This is a genomic window from Paenibacillus sp. G34 (assembly GCF_056856875.1).
The window spans coordinates 6,288,768-6,311,453 of sequence record NZ_CM166469.1 but is presented as its reverse complement, the minus strand read 5'-3'; the positions used below and the strand labels follow the sequence as shown (position 1 = coordinate 6,311,453).

Genomic DNA, 22,686 nt, shown 5'->3' with positions numbered 1-22,686 from the left:
CATTTAAACCAGAAGATGAAGCAAGTAAAAAGGCAATAAAGTAAAAATGTTAATAGTAAAAAAAGCTGAGTCCGGATCAAGTCCAGGCTCAGCTTTTTGTGGTTTAGTTTTCCCCCTCAAAAGTAACTTATAACGAATCCATATCCATCTGGTCAGGTATAAAAAAGGAAACTTTCGTCCCTTGCCCAGGAGAGCTGACGATCGTCAAACCTTGCCCATACAGCTGATTCAAGCGCCGATGGGTATTGGTTAAACCAATGCCTCCAGGCTTTAACGGATTCGGTTTAGGCCATGCGAGCGCTCGTTCAATCTGCTCCGGCTGCATCCCTGAGCCGTTATCTTCAATCTCGATCAGCGTGCCAGTGTCTTGGGCAACGATGCGAACCCATACCGTTCCGCCGTCCACTTGGCTGAGGACACCATGGCGAACGGCATTTTCGATGAGCGGCTGGATCGTGAGCGGTGGCAATATCACATCGATGTCTTCTGGAATGTCCCAGACTACGTTTAATCGTTCCGCGAATCGTTCCTTCTCAATGTAGAGATAGGCCTTCGAAAGGTCAATCTCGTGGGTGATCTCCACCATTTTCTCCGAATTTACAAAGTGGAAGCTGGTCTGCAAATATTCGATAAAAGCATCCCCCAGACGCTGCATTCGATCTGTATCGATCTCACTGAGCATCATAATGGAATTAAGTGTGTTGAACAGGAAGTGAGGCTGAATCTGTGCCTGCAAATAAGCGGCTTCCATCCGTAATCTCTCATCTATTGACTGCTTCAACACAATCAATGAACCAATGCGGTGTCTCAACTCCACGGCATCGACAGGCTTGGTTACATAATCGGTAGCACCCGCCATGAACCCGGCATAGACATCAGCCGGCTCGTTTCGAGCGGTTAACAACAGGATGGGAAGCTCGGATACGGAGTAACGCTTACGTACATTTTCTGTCAGTTCATAACCGGACATATGAGGCATCATGACATCCGCAATCAATAAATCCCATGACTGCGTATTCAGTAATTCAAGTGCATCTAACGCCGAAGTGACCGGTTGTATATCATACGGTTCATTCGATAGCATTGAGATGAGCACACGTAAGTTTACGGGATCATCATCAACAGCGAGGATACGGGCAGTCGTCTTCCCAGGTATGACGGGTTCCACAGGATACTGATTTTCACTAGCACTCACTGCAATTTCCTCATGTGGTGCACCCCATCGCGGTTGCTCCGTCTGATCGGTTAAGGCAGGTGTATCTTTTCGTGGCAACGAAACTTGAAAAGTAGATCCTTGTCCAAGCACGGACTGCACAGTGAGTTCACCACCATGAAGCTCTGTAAGCTGTTTGCTGATGCTTAAACCGAGTCCGATCCCTCCACTCAAACGCGCTTGGGCTGTGCCCTGTTCATACGCGTCAAATATACGGGCTTGTAACTCATCGCTGATTCCGGTACCTGTATCCGAAACTTGCATGATGACGCTGTTATTATCTGCTCTAACCGATACTGTAATGGTACCCTCGTCTGTGAACTTGAGTGCGTTATGAAGCAAATTGTACAGGATCTGAACAAGTCGTCTCTCATCCGCCTGAACAAGCGGTAATCCTTCAGGAGTATCCACGATGATCTGGACTCGCTTGCCTTCAGCCATGAATCGGAACATACCGATGACACCGGATATGACTGAGGCGAGGGATAGTGGTTTTTTCTGCAATATGATGCGTTTTTCCCTCAGACGAATGACATCCAGAAGATCATCAATCAATTGTGACATCTGTCTTCCGATGCTCACTAACAGCTTCATGTCTTCCGTATGTTTTCCCCCGGATTGGCGCTGTTCACGCTGTTCGCGCACCGCAATACTTTCGGCAATGTTAATAATTCCATGCAAGGGAGTCCGTAATTCATGTGCTGTGTTCACCAGGAACTGGTCTTTCTGTTGATCCTCCACTTTGAGCTGTTCATACAGTTTTTCAATTTCAGTGGCATTGCGGAAATATTTCCTGAACCAGTAGGCCGCAAAGCCAAATATGGCTGCAATGACATCAATCGGATAATATACATTGGTGATTTCGTTGTGTGAATTCACGATGCCCCATAGGACACTGGAAAAACTGCTCATTGCCGCAAAGAGCAAAAAGCTTGCGTCACTTTGTTTGGCTGCGGCCATTTTGAAGAACAGGAACACAGACCAGCCAATGGCAAACAAATACAGGAAATCAGGAATCTGAGTATGAAGTGCTTGGTATACAAGCTTCACGGGTACAACGAGCAAGTATGCAAGGTATCCACTCACCACACTTGCATAAGCCAGAAAGAACCTTCGCCCATGGTTCGGATTCGCAAAGCTTCTGGCCAGCATAAGAAGGAAAAGCGCAAATGAAGCATATGAAATAGCCTTGGCTTTAACCATCCAAGTGAAGTTCAGTGGCAGCCAGTTTAATAACAGCCCGTCATGGTCAGATACAACCGTTAAGGCCGTGGCCAGTATTAACAAAGAAAACGTGAGCAGCGCTCGCTGTTTCCGGATAAACAGAAACATTACAAAGGCATACAGGCTGTGCAGAAGCAGTATGGCAAACGTAATTTTCTGCAAGTCAATCGAAAGGCCCCGTTCACTTCCAATAGCCGCAGGAGAGCCCAAATACATAGAACGCGTAATTCCTCCGCTGAACGGGTCGTCGAAATTGGCCGTCTGCACAAGTAGAGTGAGTTCACTTGTCTTGTCCAGTGCATAAGTGGTTACAAATGCAGTCCTTTCTGGTTGATAGCTTTCGGCATTGCTGGCGGGTTGACCAAATTTGGCAACAACCGTTCCGTCAATCTCAATGAGGGATGAAGTCTGAATTTTCTGAGCCCAGAGGGAGACTTCCTTTACGGATGGGTCTAGCAATATGCGAAGCTGGTATGTTCCATATCCGAACGACGATGTAGATTCTGGATGTAACGAATTACGCCAGTCACCCGGTACTTGAATCCATGTCGCTGGCGTGTCAGAACCTGTAGGCCCTGAATCTGTATTTGTTTCTTCTCTCCCAGAGATCAATGCATGGGGGGTGAATCCCCATTCCCCATTAAGAGAGATTGGTGAAGCATCGGCAAGGTTCCAGCCTCGAAGATCCAACACGCCTCGAACGGGTTCTGGATGCTCGGGTATAGCAAAAGAGACAGACCACACCCAGCGGAACCCAAGTAGAATAGTCAAAAATAGAAGCGACAACACGACATATCTAGGTATTTTCACATTAGTTATTAGTTTCATGGCAGATTCTAACTTTCGACACAATATGTCTAACTCCTGCACCGTAGTGTTTAAGTCGGATCTTTTTTTATCCAGAAATGTAGGCTATATTCCCAAATTGATAGCGTTCGCAACCCAAAGTTTATGGTAAAATTATAGATTAAAGGATGATCAAGCGAGTCGGAGGAGCGTGCATATGAGAGTGATTTTGGTAGATGATGAAAATCTCGCTCTGAGCAGGTTGAATAAATTGTTAGTCGAGAGAGAAGATTGCGAGGTCATTGGTTCTTTTTTGAAGGCAGAAGAAGCGATTGAGCAAATTAAGCACCAGCTGCCCGACCTTGTTTTCATGGACATTGAAATGCCGGGGATGAATGGAATCGAAGCAACTGAACGAATTCATGAGGTTTCCCCCAGAACAGAAGTTATTTTCACAACAGCATATAACGAACATGCACTGACGGCTTATGGGCTTGAAGTGCTGGATTACATTATGAAACCCGTAACGCGGAATCGTTTGGATAAAACGATGAAAATGTATCAGCGCAGAGCCGTACCGGCACCAATGGACGTGATCGAAGACCCAGCAGAGCAGGGAATGTTAATCCGCTGCTTGGGAATTCTTCGGGTACAGTTACATCCATATGATCCACCCAAACATTTGAAATTCAGAACGACTAAAATCAGAGAGCTATTCGCATATTTGCTCCATCATCGCAATAAACCGATCAAACGGGACACCCTGCTTGAACTGTTATGGCCAGAACTGGATGAGAGGAGAGGGATAACGAATCTGCACAGTGGCATTCATCGTTTACGTGGCATGCTGAACGAATTCATGGGCGAAGATCAGATTTCGTTACGCTATCAACAATTTGGCTATATATTGGAAACGGGTGAATTCAGGCTTGATGCGGAAGAGTGGGAGAGCCGTCTTAACCGGTTGCCTTCATTATCCTTGTCTACACTTGCTGAGCATCGGTACGTCTCGGATCAATATGAAGGCAAGTACTTCGGCGAGGATGACTATGCATGGGCAGAGTTGGAACGTCAGCGGTTGCATGCACTCTGGCAGAATCATGCGTTGAAGCTGACACAGTTCTACATGGAATCGGGCCATCCCAATGAAGCCCTAATGTTGTATCACCAGATGCAGCAGTTTGATCCGATGATGGAGGAAGTCAGTCTTTCTCTGATGAAGCTGTATGACCACTTAGGCAATAAAGACCCGGTGGTGGCTCAATATAATCAGCTGGCAGCCGCATTACAGCAAGAGGCGGGTGTGAGACCTGGTCTTGAAGTGGAGTCATGGTATCGGGAATGGAAGCTCAAAAACATGTGAATGTCTGCTTATCGGGATAGTGAAAGTAAGAAAAATGAATATGTCATACCTTCTGACAGCCTCATGGATGAGGCTGTTTTCTATATAAGTAACCTGTGTTACTCATTGTATGGGTACTACAGATACCACTGTTTATCCTCATCATTAAAGAACCGGGTCACTTCCGGGTACTGGTTCAGATCAATCTGCTGCTGTCGCATCATCTTCTGAAGGAAGATGGTGTCTGTGAACATTTTGTTGATGATGAAACTGCATTCCTCTGGCGTATCACGGAAAGCACTCACGAACACTCGGATCTCGTTAAAATCAAAGAACAGGATATATGAAGCGTAATTTTGAAGTAGAACGGTAAAACAATAGTCATGGTATGATCTGAAATCGTTTGAAGCATTTCCCGCACCAACACGAAGTGAATCCACATTGGCAGTGGTATCACCATGCTTATTATCACCAGCACTTGTTTCAATAGTTACATCCCTGGTCGTACCATGGAGCAGGTCTCTTATAACTTGGAAAAATGCTGCAGAATCATCCACATATAGCTTAAGCATCTCATCCACGTCGTTGATAAGTGGAATGGCTGTCTCCACACTTTTTACAGAAGGTAAGATTAACTTGTTGGAACGACCCTCGATAACATGTAACAGCTCCATGGTTAACGTTTTGCACACTTGAATCTCTTCTGCTGAGATCACTAGTTGTTCTGTGTATTGGTCTCGATGTGTGATGTAATGATCATGATAAGCAACGAAGTATTCCCCGAGTGGGATGCCAGTCTTTGTATGGATTAAACGTTGTTCGTGAAATGAACAGGCATATAATGTTTCCTCATTGACCGGATGCGCGTAGAGATAAAAAAAGAAGAAAAAATCGCGTAGTTGCTGCTTTTGTACATCATCTAACCGAGATATGCCGTGCAGATGGGACAGCTGAAGGAAGCTATATTTTTTCATCACATCATTCATCGCACTGTAGGTATTGTGCATGTTGATGGACAGTGTGCTATTCATCGTGAACAGCAGATAGTAGAGAATCATTTCATCATACACATCCAGTTGCTCAAACGTTTCAGCTAAAACGGGCTTCCAATCCGGCTTTGGTCCATAGTAGGGGTCTTTCGGACGTATTTCAGCCATCCAGTCTGAGAAGGTTTCCTCCGGCTGATCAGTGAAAAATAACGCTGCACTGTCATCCTCATATTGACCAAATACCATGATTATATCCCCGTGTGTGGGTTCCGGGGGGAGATGGAATTTAAGACGAATGTAATCGTTATATAACGTTTGTAATTTCATTTTCTCAGGTACCCTCATTTCAAAAATACATTTGGATTTCCTGCACTTCTGTCTCGATCTTCACTATGCTCTCTGGTATGTATCCTCTGATCATTCCTCATGGACATTTCATAAGAAAGCACCCAAAAATCATGTCGTAATACTTTCGCCCTGCTCATGGATACCAAAATCTGAGATGATGAGTTCACCAAAGGTTCGGGTGACGAACTTCGGAACTTCGAGCTTTTGGCCTTCAGGCTATGGCGGTCCTTCCTTCTACATCATTGGAGATACTAGGGTCGCCGCTCTCCTGAAGATTTCAAATCAGAGAGGAGGCGTCCAGGCTATCATATTCCTTCCTTCTCAAGCTAACCACCAAATGTTAATAGGGATATGGCTTTCCTGGACTCTTTGATCATGAACAATAAATATAACGACAATATCAATAATAGTAATAGTAACACTGACAATTGGAAAGCAAATGTCGATAATCATGTAGATTACAGCAATATAAAAATGAACAGTATCTATGTGCGCAGAGCCGGCAAACTGATGATTCAACCGAGCGAACAGCGGCAGCATCCATTGCCCAAAAAAGTTCTGGCGACTGCGCTCAAAAATATAGAATCTCTCGGGTTCACCTTTTCCACTGAGCTGATGCAGGCACTGCGGACGCTGTCCGAAGAACAATTTACAGTGTTGATGGGGCAACTGGTCAAAGACCTAGAAGTGATGGTCGGTGCCCATGTGAAGTACAAACCGATGTATGCGGGATTCCCGGAGCAGGTAATGGAAGCAGACGAAGCGGAGCTTTACTTAAATGCTGTGCTTCATTACCTGACACATCTTACGCACGGCGATTTTGAGCCTTCGGCTATGACTGCTGGCGCGCGGTCTCCTTCCCTGGAGCAAACGAAGCTGAAAATCATTGATCTGGGGAGCAAGCAAGCATTCCAGAAGCTGATCCGTCAGTTAATCGAAGCGAAAGGTTCCATCTCGGATACCGACAAAAAAGATATCAAACACGCCCTGAAACATGCCGATCCGAGTGATGTTGAGAACATGTTGCCGGAGGAGATTCCGTTTAAGGAGAATGTAGGCTTCGTCGTTGCGGTGCTATTGAAATATGAACTGGCAAGCATGGAACGTATCGGGTCCTATTTTAAAACGGCAAGCGATGTGCTCCGACTGGCAGTATCCTGGTCGGAAGGGGACGTCAGTCTGGCAACCGCCACGCCCTTTCGTAAATTCAAACGCCGTGAGCGCCGCCTGCTCCTCAGCTTGTTGGAGCAATGCGGCTCCATCACGGAAGATATGCTGCGCTACAAGGATCGCTGGATTCGGCTGGGGGAGATTTTGCATCCATCTGAATACAAGCTACGGTATCCGCGGTGCCAGGAAGCCTTCGATATCCTGCGAAATAACAAGTCGTTTACAACCTTTAACGGTAGCGTTGAACTGGCATTCCAGTATCGGAACATCTGGAGCCTGATCGACCTGTTGTCTCAGCGTCCGGGTGAATTTGCACGGAAGCTGGATCATATGCTGCGCATTACAGACAATGAAGAATATGTGCTGCTTGCTTTTGGAGAGGTCACTGCACAGGTGTCTACGCCGGTGTTATTGCAGGTGAGGCAGCATTTCGCAAAGCGGAATGAAGCGTCAAAAATGCGGGTGTTTTTTCCGAAAGGCAATGTCGCCAAGGCGGTTGGTATCCCGAATGGGCTACCGGAGCTTGACGAAGCTGTCTGTCAGGAAGTGGTGCAATTATGCGAGCAGGCCCTGATTGCACGATTCACTGAATTTCCTTCGCTCGGAAAGACGTATGTCGATGAGCATTTGCGGCATTATCTGGTGCCTTTTTCACAGCGTTCCGCGAGCAAAGCCTTACGAACGATTGTGAGAGGAAGCCGTATCCCGATGGGGGAGGGCGACACAATTCGTTTCTTCAGCTGGTGGAAAGAAGGCGAGGTTGAGGGTACACCTACAGGGCGTGTGGATATTGACCTTTCTGCGATCATGTATGACAAGGACTGGAACTATGTTGAACATATCTCATATACGAATCTGAAGTCTGTTAAATATAAGGCTGTTCACAGCGGGGATATTGTGACTGCACCTTATGGGGCGAGTGAGTTTATTGATCTGCATATCCCTTCAATTGTGAATTATGGCGGAAGGTATGTGGTGACCACACTTCACTCCTTCACCAGCCATCCGTACTGCAACTTGCCGGAATGTTTTGCAGGTTGGATGATGCGCAAGAAACCCGGTTCGGGCGAAATTTATGAGCCATCCACGGTGGAGAACAAGATTGATATTACGGCTGATACGCAGATCGCCATTCCCGTCATTCTGGATCTGGTCGATCGTACAATCATCTGGACGGATCTGGCGCTGACAAGGTATCCGGACTATTACAACAATGTGGAAGGCAATCGGGGAGGCATCGTGCTGATGGGGAAAGCGATGACTTCATTACGCAAACCTCACCTGTATGACTTGTTCATGATGCACGCCACAGCGAGAGGTGAATTGGTGGATACGAAGGAGCAGGCCGATACGATCTATGCGGTCGATGAAGGTGTGACACCGTATGATATCGAGCAGATTATGGCTGAGTATCTGGCTTGATCCGCGGATCGGCATGGGCTGATTAGGATAGGGACGGCATGATTTGGAGTGAAATGGTGGTTTAATAAGATGTGTTATATTGGAAGTATATGAGCGTGTGAAGAAGCAAAAGCATAGAGCATGTAATGACAAGAAGGAGCAGCCGCAAGGTTGTTTCTTTTTGTCTAGCTTAGAAGATAAAAGTTGAAAAGGAATATAGTCAGAAGATACACAGGATCATATCGAATGAGATTAATATTTTAACTCGGGTTTCATATGCTGACGTTCCACTGCTAACTTGACTTCATTTGACGACGAGTTCCATTTTATAGTAACCTTGGCGTGACTATGAGGGATTATTGCTTTCTTTTCCCAAGAAATGCTCAAAGGAGTGATCTAATCTACATGAATAATAATACAAGTCAAACTACAAGCGTGGATGTCATTCTTGACCAGTATGCCTTTGACGAGCAGTCATCTTCCACTGAATTGATCGACTTCACATTAAAATCATTGCAGAGCTTGTTGCCACTCGCTGGCTTCAAGATTGTCAAATCCCGCAAAGCGCTCGATATGAAAACGAAGGAATTGTTGATATCCATCTATTTGCAGGCCAAGAAGGAGATGCATGAAATATGACAATTACCCCTGTCATTCTGGTGTTATTTGCGTTGGTTAGCTATTTCTTTATTTACTTTATGTGTAAAGTGATTAATCCTCAGGCACCCAAAGAACATGTTAGGTGGGCTGGAGTTTGTTTTGCAATTCTGACGGTGATGTTGTGTAGTCTATTGCTTCTTCTCCCTCAGCTGATCTAGAGATGCAGTTTACGGACGAAACCGTAGCCTAAGTGTTCACTTTCTTGACATAGCTCCATAAGTTAGCTGAGCTCCCGTCCCCGAAGCTTTGGACAGCGGCTAACGATCACAGATAACTTTATTTGGAGCATTTAAGCCTGTTTGAAAATCTAACGATCACAGATGACCCTATTTGGTTTTTTTCAGCGGAAAACTGTCGTCTGTGATGCATTTTGACAACAATAAGGTCGCTGGTGATCGTTAGATTTATAAATGTGCGAAAATCAGTCAAATAAGGTTACTGGTGATCGTTAGAGCCCGAGAGTGCGGAGCGAGACGGTGGATTTCTCGCAATTGTATGTTGCGTCTCTTTCCCTTGACATGCCCCCTCGGTACGTCTGCGAGGAACTCCATCCAATCTGCGCTCGCTACTGTTTCCACGCATTCGCTTCTTTCACCACTTCTGCACCGCCTGCGGACATGAACTCCTGTACAAACTCATCAAATTCAGTGAGCGGTCGCTCGCCTGTAATAAAGGCAATATAGGCTTTGTTTTTTAACCGGATCAACGAATCGCCGTATTTGGCCAAAGCAGGTGTGGCGACCTCCAGCGCGTTATAAATGCCGTTCTGATCGAGGTGTAGCGTTGAAGCCCATTCTTCCCGTTCTCCCGTCTCTTTCAACGGAACCGTCATGCCGATATTGGCACCAATCGTATTCTGGTACCCAAACAGGGTGTCATATGGCTGCATGATCACGACATTCCGGGGCTCCGTTGGTGTCCACGTCCAATGTTTATTTTGCACACCATAGGTCATACTTGCTGCCTTGTCTGAATCAGGGTTTGCACTTACTTCATCCAAAATACGCAGGATCATCTCCAGTTTGCCGGGCTCCTTAACCGCATCCGCTCCGATGGCAGTGAAGCTCATTAACATGTCATTGCCTTTGGAGCCACGTTGTCCGTGAGGTCCCATGAAGGGTTGGCCTAATGTGACCCCAGCTTCAGGGAACTTGGCCGTTAATTCTTTGACATTAAATGCTGCTTGGACTGGACTCTTCACGACTTTACCGCCACGTTCAACACGCCAATCCTCATAATCGCCATCCTGAATCCAGTGGTAGTAGTTGCCCATCGAGGTCATCCCGATTTTACCGTTAATAAATGCATGGGACAGATGTTTGTACCCGCCTTTATTCTCGCCTGTGACAAACTCGGGATCGATCACACCATCTTTGTACCATTTCCGCAGGTAGGTCAGTGCCTGCTTCATCTCGGGTTGCAACGTACCAATAACTTTCTTCCCGTCCTTCGTGCCGAAATACAGCTGGTCTGCAAAAACAATCTGACCGAAGGCACCGAATACCACATTCATGCCTTCGCTGGACAAACCATACGTATCCTGAATACCGTTGCCGTCGGGATCATCAAAGGTAAATGCATAGATCACCTTCTCGAATTCCGCCAGTGTCTGCGGAACGGACAAACCCAGCTTGTTCAGCCAATCCTGCCGATATACCACCGGTGTACGATAGATGTTCGTTGGATTAATGACAGGGATGCCGTAATACTTCCCGTCGATAACTCCTGCATTTTCATAGGCCGGGGCTTGTTCATGGATGATACGCATGAGATTCGGTGCATATTGCTTCAGCGTCTCTAAGGGGATCTCGGCTAGCACCCCTTGCTGCTGGTATTTCAACAGATCTTGCGGCTGACGGATACGAAATAGGTCGGGAATGTTGCCTTGGGCTAACTTCATATCGAGAAGTGACTCATATTTGTTGTTTTCCATATTCCAGATGTCCAGATCGACATCGAATTGTTCTTCCACCTGTTTCAATATCTCGGCATCTTGCGGAACGGGTAGATTTTGATGTAGTGTCCACGAGATATGGTACTTGGCTTTGCCCGAAAGAGTGGAGGACGTGCCGCCGGGCTCTGATTCGACCATGGCACTGGGGCCGTTCAGCAGATTACAGCCACCAACAATAGCGCCCATCAACGTCAGCAGTGCCGTAGTCAGAAATATCCGATAGCGATAAGGAACTTTCGCTCCTGCTATCTGTTCCTTCATCTTCATCCGATCCATCCTCCTTGTCCCTATGACCTGGCCTCGGATATCGCTGCCGAAGAGAGATTGCGTACATAATTGCCTGGTGTACAGCCGTACATTTCTTTGAAACGTTTAATGAAATAGGCAGTTGTGCCGTAACCAACCGAGCTTGCAACCCGGTCTATGGTCATGTTGTTGTTTTCAATCAATACTTTGGCTTGTTCCATCCGCCTTGATGTGACATAGTCCGTGTAGGTGACACCCATTTCTTCCTTAAAGAGCTTGCTCAGATACTTGGGACTCAGGAATACTTTGGCTCCAACGGCCTCTAGCGAGAGGTCGTCCGAAAGATTGGCTTCAATATATTGCTTGGCTAGCTCGATGGTTGAGACAGCACGGTCACTGTTACGATTCTCGGTTTCTTCTATAAATGTAGTGATCGAGGCTGTCAGCCAGTTACGGTATGCCAATATATCATGCAGATTCGTATATTCGTGATACAGATCGGGGTGTCCAAATTGCAACGGGTGCTTGTAACGCACATTTTTGGCAACATCCGAGTAGATAAACACGATGTTTGACAGGATAAAATGGCAATAATCCGCAGGATGCTGCCCCTCCCGCATATGTTCAACCACCTGCTCAATGGTACCTATAGCTTCATCAAGCTGCCTGCTCTGGAGTTTGTCTCTGAACTTGGCAAGCAGGGTCTGCGGAATTTCATCCAGACTGTGCTCGCGCTGAATCAGGGAATAGTCTTTCAGAATGTGCAGCTCTGGCAAAAAATAAGCATATTTCATCAATACCTGTGCTTCGTTGAAGCTTTGATGAATATCACGGAGATCCTTGACCCAGCAGCCTGTAGACAGCTGGATGTCTGGTTGCAACTGCTGACGCGTCTCTGCGAGCAGCAGCTGGGAGAACTTGTCCAATAATGCTTCGGAAGCCACATCGGTACAGAGAATGACAGCAAGTCGCTTATCCGGCAACTCTTCTGCAATAAGGCGACTGTCTTGCAAGGATAGGCATTCCAGTCCATGCATCAGTCTGGCAATGGCCTCAGGCTGTTTGGAAGAGTCATTTTCAGCAATCGTAGACCCGGTATTCATCAGCATACAGCAGTACTCAGCATACGGCCTCGCGATACCAAGAGCAGCGCGTTCCTCTTTCCATGGCCTCTTCTCGGGGTTACCCTGCAGTAGGTTAAGCACCGCTTTGTGTCTTACAGCTGCGCTGTTCGCGATCATGGTCTCTTCGAGATTGTTCACTTGTTCTTTGAGATGAAGAAAGGCATTGTCGATCATGCGAAATTCATTAGTAACTTGGTTTGGTGCAGTTCCGGACAAATCCTTAATACGACCAACCAGACGTTTGATTGGGCTATAATTAGCGCGGACAAACACAGCTGATAAGACCAGACCGACCAATAGTGCGATCAGACAGATTCCGAGAATAAGCTTCTGGATCATGATGGACTGTTCATAATAATAGCTGGATGGTGTTGCACTATAGATCATCCAATGAGTGGATGGTAGCGTTTGATAGGAAACCACATAAGGTGCATCTCCAATCTTCTCGTCGAAGCTACCTTTGGCATGTCCTAACTCCAGAGCTTTCTTCAGACTTGTAGTGTACATATCAGACTGCCCTGAAATTTGTTCCTGCAATCGACTTACTGCATGTCCGGCAGCGTTGACAATCACGGTATGCTGATACTGGGAAGGCATCATATTTTCAATGATGTTATTCACGGCTTCTTCTTTGACATCAATAGCAATGATGACATCGCTCGTTTCCCCTGTTGAGCGAAATGGATAGCTGTGTGCATACGTAAACAAACCATTGGTACTCCCGCTCGTCTGACTGGAGAAAATGTCCTTTGGAATATGACGCGCTGGCGTCCACAGACTGTTATGTTTGCTGGCACGCATCTCTTGAAGCCAGTCTGCATAATACACGGAGCCTTCGCTCTGATCCGCGTTATAGCGCAGTCCATAGAGCGAGGAAAGCATGATATTACGTGCAGGATAATAGAGATGAATACCTTGAACGATATCGGTATTGGCGGCAACCTTGGCTTGAAGTAGTTCTTGCAGGTCTACCACCTGATTCAGTCCATTTCGATCCTCCTGATCCGCAAAGAGACGAATGTTGGCTGATTTATCAAGCGATAGATCAACATACATTTGCTGCACTCGTTTGAGTACGGTTTCTTCGATAGTACGTGCTGTATTTTCAAGAATCAGCTGATTCTTATTTCTTAATTCTTCATTGTAACTGCGTGAGAAATAGATATAGAAAAATGAGCAGATCAGCAGCACAATAACGATGACGATTGAACCATAAGAAAGGGCTAGTCCCGCCCATGCAGAGCTCCACTTTTTCATCAAACATTCCTCCCGGCCCAAATTATACACTACTCACATTCTGCAAGGTTCGCGATTTATATTAACTTCATGTAAAATGTTGAGGATTTATGATATTGCGTCGAAATTGATACAATGACGAAATTGTTTTATTGCTGGTTTTACGGCTCCAATGCTACATTTGAGACCGAACCGAGACCAACTATTAAACGATGGGAGTCGACATGATTTGAAAACAAAAGTTGCTACAAACAAAAACAAGAAAAGATTGTTCACTGCTGCTCTAGGTTTGGTCGTTCTGACAAGTTCTATGGCACCAGGCGCTGCACTCGCAGCACAGAATAATGATACCGTGGCATTACCGAAACAACCGGCATGGGGTTACTTCGTAGACACGTACAAAAATAACAAACCGGATAAAATGACGGTAGACAGCAATCCGGCGATTGGCACGTTATCCAAGTTCCTCGACCTGTGGACACCAGGAAGTGCGTGGGATAATGGTACGAAGCTGAACAGCGCCGTTCTGGACTACAACATTGATTATGTGGCACAACGTGCTAAAACACGTTCCAAAGCGGACGAAGATGCTGCGTACTATACAGACCGTACGAATCAATCGTATGGCGCAGTGGAGGGTCTGGGGAAACTAGCTGGTGTATATCGGGAAAAGTCAGGCACATTCACTTCCATTACAAGTATTCCGGCAGATGCAGCGACAACCAAGTATTCGGATAAAAATGATTCCAACAAAGCAGGCGATTCCAATTCCGAGTTGGGGAAAATGGTGGACCTGATCGGTAAAGTTCGTGGTGACTATGCTTCAACACAACAGGCGAAAATGTTCTACCAATATAAACGCCCGTTCCGCTGGCAGGGTCAACAACTGATCGTACCTTCACTGGTTGCTGTACAGAGCAGCAAACCGGAGACGGATGGTGGTTTCCCAAGCGGTCACACGAATGCGTCCTACCTTGCGGCTATCGCTCTTGCTTACGCTGTGCCTGAACGTTATCAGGAGCTCATGACTCGTGCTTCTGAAATGGGCGATGACCGAATTGTAGCTGGTATGCACTCCCCACTGGATGTTATGGGCGGTCGTGTGCTGGCAACGGCATTCGCAGCATCTGCACTGAATGATCCAGATAATAAAGAGCTGAAAGAGCAAGCGTATGCTGAGGCGCATGAAATTCTTTTGAAAGAGACAGGCACAAGTAAAGACCGCTTTACAGATTACGCTCGTAACAAATCCGAATTCACAGAGCGCATGACCTATGGATTCCCGCAAATTGGCTCCACAACTGAGGCAGTACAAGTACCTAAAGGTGCGGAAGTATTGCTTGAAACAAGACAGCCTTACCTGAACGATCAACAACGCCGCGCGGTGCTGTCCACAACAGGAATCGCATCAGGGTATCCGGTACTGGATGATCCGGAAGGTTGGGGACGTCTGAACCTGTTTGCCGCAGCTGACGGATATGGCGCGTTTAACACCGATGTAACGGTCGTTATGGATGCAGCTAAAGGTGGGTTTAATGCAAAAGACGTATGGCGCAATGACATCTCTGGTACAGGCAAGCTAACCAAAGAAGGTAGCGGAGCACTTCATCTGCAAGGTAATAATACGTATTCCGGTGGTACTGAAGTAAAAGCCGGTACGTTGGAAAGTGATTCTGCCAATGCATTTGGTGCCGGTTCTGTCGTGAATAATGGCGGTACGGTTGCGGAAAAAGTAGAAGGTAAATGGAACATTAAAGGTGACTTCACACAAGCATCAAGCGGAACATTGGAGCTTAATATGAGCAGCGCGAATGACGTATTGGATGTTAAAGGTGCCGTGAATGCGAACGGTAAGCTGCAAGTGAATTTTGACAACAACTATGTACCTGCTCAAGGCAACCTCACATTGATCAGTTTTGGTGCGAACAAACTGAATGGTAAATTTGCATCGGTAGATGTGAAAGGTCTGCCAAGCCAATATACAACGGAGGTTATGTATCAAAATGACCGAGTTGTCCTTGCTGTTAAGGATACTACAAATCCGGGTGGCGTAACGACGAATCCGTTCAAGTCGGATGTTGTAAGCCAAGATAGCGTATTGAAAAACGTAAATGCAGCCATTGAAGCAACGAAAAATGAACAGCTGGCGATGAGTGATATCTCCACACACTGGGCCAACAAAAATATTAATGCTGCATTGAAACTGCGTGTCATCAACGGGTATGAGAACGGCACATTCAAGCCAAATGCTTCTGTAACGCGTGCTGAATTCACAGCGATGATTGCTCGTGCACTTGGCCTTGGCGAGAATAAAGCAGCTAATAGCTTCAAAGATACAAACGCAAGCTGGGCGGCTGGATACATCGGCACGCTCGCAGATAAAGGTGTAATCGGCGGATATGCAGACGGTTCCTTCAAGCCTAACGCAACGATCACTCGTGCCGAAATGGTAACGATCATTGCTCGTGTACTGGATCTGAACACACTTGCAACAGGCACGAAAATCAGCTTCAGCGATGTGAAATCCGATAACTGGGCTGCAGCAGCAATTGAACTTGCTTCCTCCGCGAAGCTGGTGAATGGATTGACTGCTTCCGAATTCCTGCCTAACGGCAAATCGACTCGCGCTGAAGCGGTAACGATCATCATCCGTGCACTGGAAAGTGACAGCTCGATCAAGTCAGTAATTGCAGGTCTGTAATTGTAATCACATCACATCTCATCCTACTTGGATCTGATCAAGATTGCCGGGGCGGTTCGCATATGCGAGCCGTTTCGGTTTTTTTGTTGTAAATGATGGTGTAGACATCTATGTCATCTGAGTTTGTAGTAAAATATGGATAATTACCTGTACGAATCTAACTTACGTAAAGGGCGGGGAGAACATGAGTCGACTGACTAATAGCGGGTTCTACAAAATCAAGTTTTGGATCACACCGGAAGAGTGGGGCGAGATCCTGGAACTGTTTAAGGAGCGAGAGGCTTCATTCATTTCACCGAATTATGCCCAGACCCCATATGACAAACAACAGGTGCTTCAGACCTATAAGCAATTTTATGATTACTATGCAGCTACGGAGAAGGCAACAGATTACTTCCCGCACTTTGTATATTCGATTGTACTTACTATGGATCAGGGAATGGCTGGGTTTTTCGTCAGAAATGAAGGTATCCGTTTTCCTTATCGCGAGCAATGGGCTGTGGATGAGCTGCCTAGCATTATGATTTCGCTCCCCAAAGATATCCGAATTCAAGCCGAAAGTGGCGAAGGAACAGATTATACGTATGAGGATATCCGGGAACATCGGCCATTCACATATAAGTTATACGAAGAACTGGTGAGTGAGATTAAAAACAGAACACAACTGCTGCGGTTTTCGGTAACCGAACCAGATGGTTTGCGGGTGCAAAAACCTTCTGTGCGTATTAGCAAGAAGGCTGCCGAGCAAATCAGGAGTGGATGGATTTTTGATCAATACGAGCTTGTAATGGACACCAAATAAGACAAGCGGTACGAAATTAAGATAAGCATCGATCTTGCGTGATAATCGATGCTTAAGTATTTTGGGTAAATAGAGATATTAAGTTTGATCAGCGAAGTAGATTCACGAGATTAGCAAAATTTTCGTTCAGGGCTGACATGGTGCTCTGATAATCAGGTTTCGGAATGAAGTTTTCCGGATAGCTGATTATGTTATATAGCGTTGTATCTGTGGAAGACCCAGAGGCCAGAAGTACTTGGGTTTCTTTTAGCAAGCTTTTAATACCTTTCCATTGCTCAGGGAAGCTGGCATCATTCTGATGTACTGTGAAATAGTTTTTCAACTCATAAATCATAATCTGCAGATTTTCATTAGTTTCGATAATATGTCTTAATTCTTCGTTGTAATCCGCACTTTCCGTTTTTCTAATCAATGACTCTAAATAAGTGTAATAATCTGAACTAATTCCGATGTAGAAACCTTCTGATAACAGATAACTAGCGTTCGGTGTTTTGACATTATCCAATTGAACTAGAAACTGATATATATTCTGAATGCGGCTTGCGTAATCAGAATATAAATTATATTTACTTTCATAAATGGGCTGAAAGGTAGTAGAACTTTGCTGTTTATTACTGTCTTGATTAAAGATATAAAATTGCAAAATATTTGATGCTAACACAGCTGAGATGATTATGAGTCCCCACTGACATACACTGATTTTTTTCATATCTGCACCCCCATACTCAATTAGTAAGCTGAAATTAAATAAAGTAAACGGAAAAATAAGATTTTCCGTTTACTTTATTTATTAAGATTTGATTATCTAATTAAAGGGTGACCTTAACACTTGCAGTGGCAGACTTTTTCCAGTTAGCCTCTACTGATGAAGTTTTAACTTCATACGATACTCCTACACCAAGCGGACTCCCCCAGCTCCAATCGGCAGTACCACTATAAGTTGTACTCTTTTGGGTTTTGTCATAGGTATGGGTGTATTTCACTGCTGTTGTCGTTGATCCTGCTTTCTTGGCAGATAACTTTGCATAGGCACTTACTGTACTTCCGTGGTCAAGGTTATCGTAGATATTAAAAAGGATCGTTCCTTTATCTCTAAAATCAGCGTCAGCCAGCCACATATTTTGGTTTGTTACTCCATTTGCAACATAATTAAAGTAAGCTGGATTCCAGTTAATGGACACTACATCATATGAAGCGGGGTATGCCTCAAGAGTAGCATCTGCCGGAAGTGTTGGCATTCTGTCAATCTGAACCCATGCATAATATCTTCCGCTGTCTTTGGTCACGCGAGTTGTTACTTTTCTATCAGCAGCATTAATATTCATGATAGATACTTCTCCACTGCTAGCACCAAGTTCATTTCCGTTTTCGTCTAAAGTCATTGTATTACTCGATAATACTTGAACACCTTGAGATTTCAGAAATTTATCAATCTCTTGATCAGTTGCACCACTATCCTTTAGCTGATCAGCCTGCTGTATCAGTTTAGGGAAGTTGTCCTCTGTCTCTTTGACGCTCTCAGCACTAGCTAGTCCAGAAAAACTACTCAAAACTAAAGAAATAGCGAGTAAAAATGATAGCTTAATTTTTCTCATGTTGAACCTCCAAAAATTTATTTTTCTCAAAAAATAGTATAAATGGAAAAATTTTATTTGTAAATAATTTTATAAAAATATAGTTATAAAAATTTCTTTGTTGTTTAGTTGAGCCAATATAAATTTTAGGACGCGGCGAAGTCTGGCTTTGCTACCAATCATATATACGTATGCGAATGTACAACAATATTTAAAATCCTAATTACAACAAAAGATATTAAAATACATATATTGGATATTTAATTTGTGGATTATTATAGAACGATAACCATAATCTCTTGTTATTGCACCTCATTCGACAATATAAGTCAGCCATTAGGAGTAAAATGAATCAAATTTACCACTATATCTGGGATATATATACTATAAATTTTCTGTAGTGGGCCTTCGCTAGAGAAGAGGTTCCATATCGTGGGCACGATGATGGAAAAATAGCTTGAGGTAAGATCATCATCCGTGCGCTGGAAACTGACAGCACATTCAAATTAGTGATTGTAGTCTGTAATTAGATCCCATAAAACTCATATTTGAGGAGATCAAATGTTGTCGGAGCGATTGGTAAATAAGAACTGTTTCGTTTGTTTTCATATAAGAGAGATATTCGTTGAGAAAATATGTAATATAATGGTATTATAATGATGTGATTGTAAGAAAACTTGATCATCGATCCAAAGGTTCTGGAATAGGTGGAGATTATATAGGTTGTAATCAAATCGAAATGGATGCGATCGTGAATATATCTTTAACAACTCGTAAACGTTAGATAGACGTATCTATGGAAGAATGATTGAAGATCACCATAGAGGGTTGACCATACATCATAGGGAAGTGTATTGCTCAGATATGTAAGCGCTTCACAAATTAATAGTGTGATTAGGAGGGATATTGACGTGGCTCAACGTTTCGTTAAAAAGGGAATGAGTATGCTGCTGTTCATCGCCATGGTTGCTTCCGCTTTTGCATTTCCTGCTTCAAAAAGCCATGCTGCCACCATCCAAGTGACAGACAATGGCTCCAGAATTGAAGTGAATACCGGGTCGGGTCTTGTGTATGTGGTCAATAAAACGAATGGAGATATCATCTCGGCTAAGATGAATGGAACGGAGCTGAATAGCAATAGAGGATCACATATTGGTTCAGGTTTGGGGTCTTCCGCAAATGTAACATGGAATAAATCCCCCTCCGGTTCAACGGTGTTGATTACCGTTTCAACCAACACGCTGACTCATTATTATGCTTCGCGCGGCGGCGAGAACATCATCTATATGGCGACACATATTACGGCACAGCCGTCTATTGGTGAACTGCGTTATATTTTCCGCGGCAATGGGAGTGTGCTGACCGGTGTGCCTGCGAACTCGAACAACCGAGGTAATACGGGAGCGATTGAAAGTCAGGATGTATTCGGATTCTCGAATGGGCAATCGGCCTCCAAATATTATGGTAATGATCAGGCGAAAGATCTGTCTGTCCGAGGAGTAACGGGTAATGGAGTAGGTGTATTCATGGCATACGGTAACCGAGAGAAGAGCTCAGGCGGGCCTTTCTTCCGTGATATTCAGTTCCAAAGCGGCTCTGAAACCGAAGTCTATAATTATATGAACTCTGGACATGCCCAGACGGAAAACTGGCGTCTTGGCCTGCATGGTCCATATGCACTTATTTTTACAACTGGTAGCACTCCTTCGGCACCTGATTTCAACTGGATGTCGGGATTAAATCTGCAAGGTTGGGTGACCAGCCGGGGTAATGTGGTGTTGAATGGACTTTCTGGCATGGAGGCAGGTTACGCTTATACAATTGGATTTGCCAACAGCAACGCTCAGTATTGGGCAAATGCATCATCAAGTGGGTCTGCAACCAAGTACGGCATGATTCCGGGAACGTATACGATGACGGTATATAAAGGTGAACTTGCCGTATACACGGAAAATGTGAACGTGAATGCTGGACAAACTACAACGGTGAACACCCGCACCATTAACAATGATCCGAGCAAAGCCTCCAGCATCTGGAGAATCGGGAACTGGGACGGGACACCACGGGAATTCCTGAACGGACAGACGATTCCGATTCGTCATCCATCGGATAGTCGCAACCCAAGCTGGGGGCCGGTGACGTATACTCCAGGCAGTGCAACGAATCGTTTTCCGGCTATTCAATTCCGGGGCCAGAACTCGCCTACAACGGTGAATTTTAACCTGAATGCAGCACAGGCATCTTCCTCGCATGTTCTGAACATCGGGATTACGGCTGCTTACAATAATGGAAGACCGAGCGTAACGATTAACGGCCGAACCTTAAGCAATCCAGCTCCTTCTGCTCAGCCAAACTCTCGTAGTTTCACCATCGGCACGTACCGGGGCAATAATACCACCTTTAGCTGGAATATCCCTGCATCATATTTTGTTAACGGTGCAAATACAATCACCATTACACCGATCAGCGGCTCCAGCGACTTGGGGAATTGGCTAAGTGCAGGTTGGGTGTACGATTGTGTGGAACTGCTGAATTAACTAAGGATTAACAAAGGAAGCTATAGCTTGAGTGGCCTGACTGAATGGATAACATGAGGTCGGGCTGCTTTTTTATGATTTTCAGGTGAAAATGTGCTTCTTACTTGAGCGTGTCCCTTCTTCGCTGGAGAAGCAGTTCGGTATAGTGGTATAATTTTCAATACATAATGATGAGATGAAGGAACGGAGGCGCAATGATGAACGAAGAGTTATTGGAACAATTGGAAACATGGCACGAGCAAGATGAGTACGGGAAGATTGTGGACGCGGTGCAGGAGGTTCCAGTCGAAGAGAGAGACTATGAGCTGGTGAACCACCTGGGCCGAGCCTTAAACAATCTGGAGCGATATGAAGAAGCTGTGGACCAATTCCTGACCGTGGCTGAAGAGGGAGCAGATGACCCGCTCTGGCAGTACCGGATTGGACTAGCTTATTATTATCTGGAGCAATACGACAAGGCAGAGCAAGCTTTTGAGCGTTCCGACGAGCTGGAGCCGGGGGACGAAGATACACTGGAGTTTCTGGAATGGATTCGAAACAGGGAAGAAGAGGATGATGACGTAGCGGATGAGGTGCAGGAAGGCGTCGAATTGGAAAATGGAACAGCCGAAGAGCAGCCTGGGGCGATCTCATCTTTAAATGTAGTTCATGTTGATCCACCAGTTCCGACATCTGGTGAGTTCTGGAATGATAGTGAGCTGGCTCTGGAGCACTATGTATCTGATCCGCCAAGCGAGGGTTTGATTGAATCGGTGGAGGAACAACTTGTGTTCCGCTTACCTGCCTCCTACATTAAGATGATGAAGGAACACAATGGGGGCATTCCATATAACCGCTTTTTCCCGGTGACGGACGAAGCATCTGGAGAAACCGAGTATGTCGAAATTGAGGGAATATTGGGCATTGGTCGTGAGAAACGCCATGCGCTATGTGGTACAGAGGGTAGCTGGGCCGTGATTGAACGTGATGGATATCCGGAGATTGGTGTAGTCATTGCGAAAGCACCTTCCGAAGCAGGAGTTGTCATGTTGGACTACCGTTCTTACGGCAATGATGGGGAGCCAGAGGTCGTTTACGTCGACAAGAATGAGCGAAAAATCACTCCGCTTGCACCGAACTTTGAGACGTTTATCCAAGGTTTAATGCGTCCCGAAGTTTAGTACTATGCCAAGAGTTCATATTGAACAACTTATCGTTCTCTGAACCGAACCGGAATGGTAGGGCAAGAAGATTGAGTGAATATGAGTAAATACGAACCTATAAGATATGATCTTAAACAACAAGAAGCCGCAGGGGGTGTGCCCTTGCGGCTTCTCGTCTACAGTACATGCTTAAACATGCTGAATACCAACATATCTGGGCTGTAAAACTTGTTTCAT

13 protein-coding genes are annotated in these 22,686 nt (G+C 45.3%); 7 read left to right on the top strand and 6 right to left on the bottom strand.

Features of this window, described 5'->3' with window-relative positions:
• Window positions 1-127: 127 nt before the first annotated feature.
• Complete coding sequence (locus tag AC1VYS_RS28385) at window positions 128-3,265, bottom strand: hybrid sensor histidine kinase/response regulator (protein WP_482912426.1); 3,138 nt, start codon at window positions 3,263-3,265, stop codon at window positions 128-130.
• Window positions 3,266-3,440: 175 nt separating this feature from the next.
• Here AC1VYS_RS28385 and AC1VYS_RS28380 point away from each other — a divergent pair, with 175 nt between their 5' ends.
• Window positions 3,441-4,586, top strand: coding sequence for a response regulator (locus AC1VYS_RS28380; RefSeq protein WP_482912425.1), 1,146 nt, complete (start codon window positions 3,441-3,443; stop codon window positions 4,584-4,586).
• Window positions 4,587-4,702: 116 nt separating this feature from the next.
• Here the strand turns inward: AC1VYS_RS28380 and AC1VYS_RS28375 are convergent, their stop codons facing one another.
• Complete coding sequence (locus AC1VYS_RS28375) at window positions 4,703-5,800, bottom strand: hypothetical protein (RefSeq protein ID WP_482912424.1); 1,098 nt, start codon at window positions 5,798-5,800, stop codon at window positions 4,703-4,705.
• A 576-nt stretch (window positions 5,801-6,376) separates the two neighbouring features.
• Here AC1VYS_RS28375 and AC1VYS_RS28370 point away from each other — a divergent pair.
• Window positions 6,377-8,494, top strand: a complete 2,118-nt coding sequence (locus tag AC1VYS_RS28370) for a TerD family protein (protein ID WP_482912423.1) — start codon at window positions 6,377-6,379, stop codon at window positions 8,492-8,494.
• A gap of 384 nt (window positions 8,495-8,878) precedes the next feature.
• On the top strand, window positions 8,879-9,112 hold the full coding sequence (locus tag AC1VYS_RS28365) for a hypothetical protein (RefSeq protein ID WP_482912422.1): 234 nt from the start codon (window positions 8,879-8,881) through the stop codon (window positions 9,110-9,112).
• Between the two features lie 586 nt (window positions 9,113-9,698).
• On the opposite strand, the gene AC1VYS_RS28360 is transcribed toward AC1VYS_RS28365, so the two are convergent.
• Window positions 9,699-11,354: an extracellular solute-binding protein gene (locus AC1VYS_RS28360; RefSeq protein ID WP_482912421.1), complete on the bottom strand. Its 1,656-nt coding sequence runs from the start codon at window positions 11,352-11,354 to the stop codon at window positions 9,699-9,701.
• Window positions 11,355-11,374: 20 nt separating this feature from the next.
• Window positions 11,375-13,714: a helix-turn-helix domain-containing protein gene (locus AC1VYS_RS28355; RefSeq protein ID WP_482912420.1), complete on the bottom strand. Its 2,340-nt coding sequence runs from the start codon at window positions 13,712-13,714 to the stop codon at window positions 11,375-11,377.
• Between the two features lie 289 nt (window positions 13,715-14,003).
• Between AC1VYS_RS28355 and AC1VYS_RS28350 the strand changes: the two genes are divergently transcribed.
• Together AC1VYS_RS28350 and AC1VYS_RS28345 are read left to right on the top strand one after the other, a co-directional pair.
• Window positions 14,004-16,394 (top strand): S-layer homology domain-containing protein, encoded by a 2,391-nt coding sequence (locus AC1VYS_RS28350; RefSeq protein WP_482915154.1) that lies wholly within the window; start codon window positions 14,004-14,006, stop codon window positions 16,392-16,394.
• Between the two features lie 184 nt (window positions 16,395-16,578).
• A complete protein-coding gene (locus tag AC1VYS_RS28345) occupies window positions 16,579-17,196 on the top strand; it encodes a hypothetical protein (RefSeq protein WP_482912419.1) in 618 nt (205 codons plus the stop codon).
• Between the two features lie 88 nt (window positions 17,197-17,284).
• On the opposite strand, the gene AC1VYS_RS28340 is transcribed toward AC1VYS_RS28345, so the two are convergent.
• Window positions 17,285-17,905, bottom strand: coding sequence for a hypothetical protein (locus AC1VYS_RS28340; protein WP_482912418.1), 621 nt, complete (start codon window positions 17,903-17,905; stop codon window positions 17,285-17,287).
• 100 nt (window positions 17,906-18,005) lie between these two features.
• Window positions 18,006-18,791: a hypothetical protein gene (locus tag AC1VYS_RS28335; RefSeq protein WP_482912417.1), complete on the bottom strand. Its 786-nt coding sequence runs from the start codon at window positions 18,789-18,791 to the stop codon at window positions 18,006-18,008.
• A gap of 890 nt (window positions 18,792-19,681) precedes the next feature.
• Here AC1VYS_RS28335 and AC1VYS_RS28330 point away from each other — a divergent pair.
• Together AC1VYS_RS28330 and AC1VYS_RS28325 are read left to right on the top strand one after the other, a co-directional pair.
• Window positions 19,682-21,307, top strand: a complete 1,626-nt coding sequence (locus tag AC1VYS_RS28330; RefSeq protein ID WP_482912416.1) for a rhamnogalacturonan lyase B N-terminal domain-containing protein — start codon at window positions 19,682-19,684, stop codon at window positions 21,305-21,307.
• A 197-nt stretch (window positions 21,308-21,504) separates the two neighbouring features.
• Window positions 21,505-22,467 carry an SMI1/KNR4 family protein gene (locus tag AC1VYS_RS28325; RefSeq protein ID WP_482912415.1) on the top strand — a complete coding sequence of 321 codons (963 nt, stop codon included), beginning with the start codon at window positions 21,505-21,507 and terminating at the stop codon, window positions 22,465-22,467.
• Window positions 22,468-22,686 lie beyond the last annotated feature (219 nt).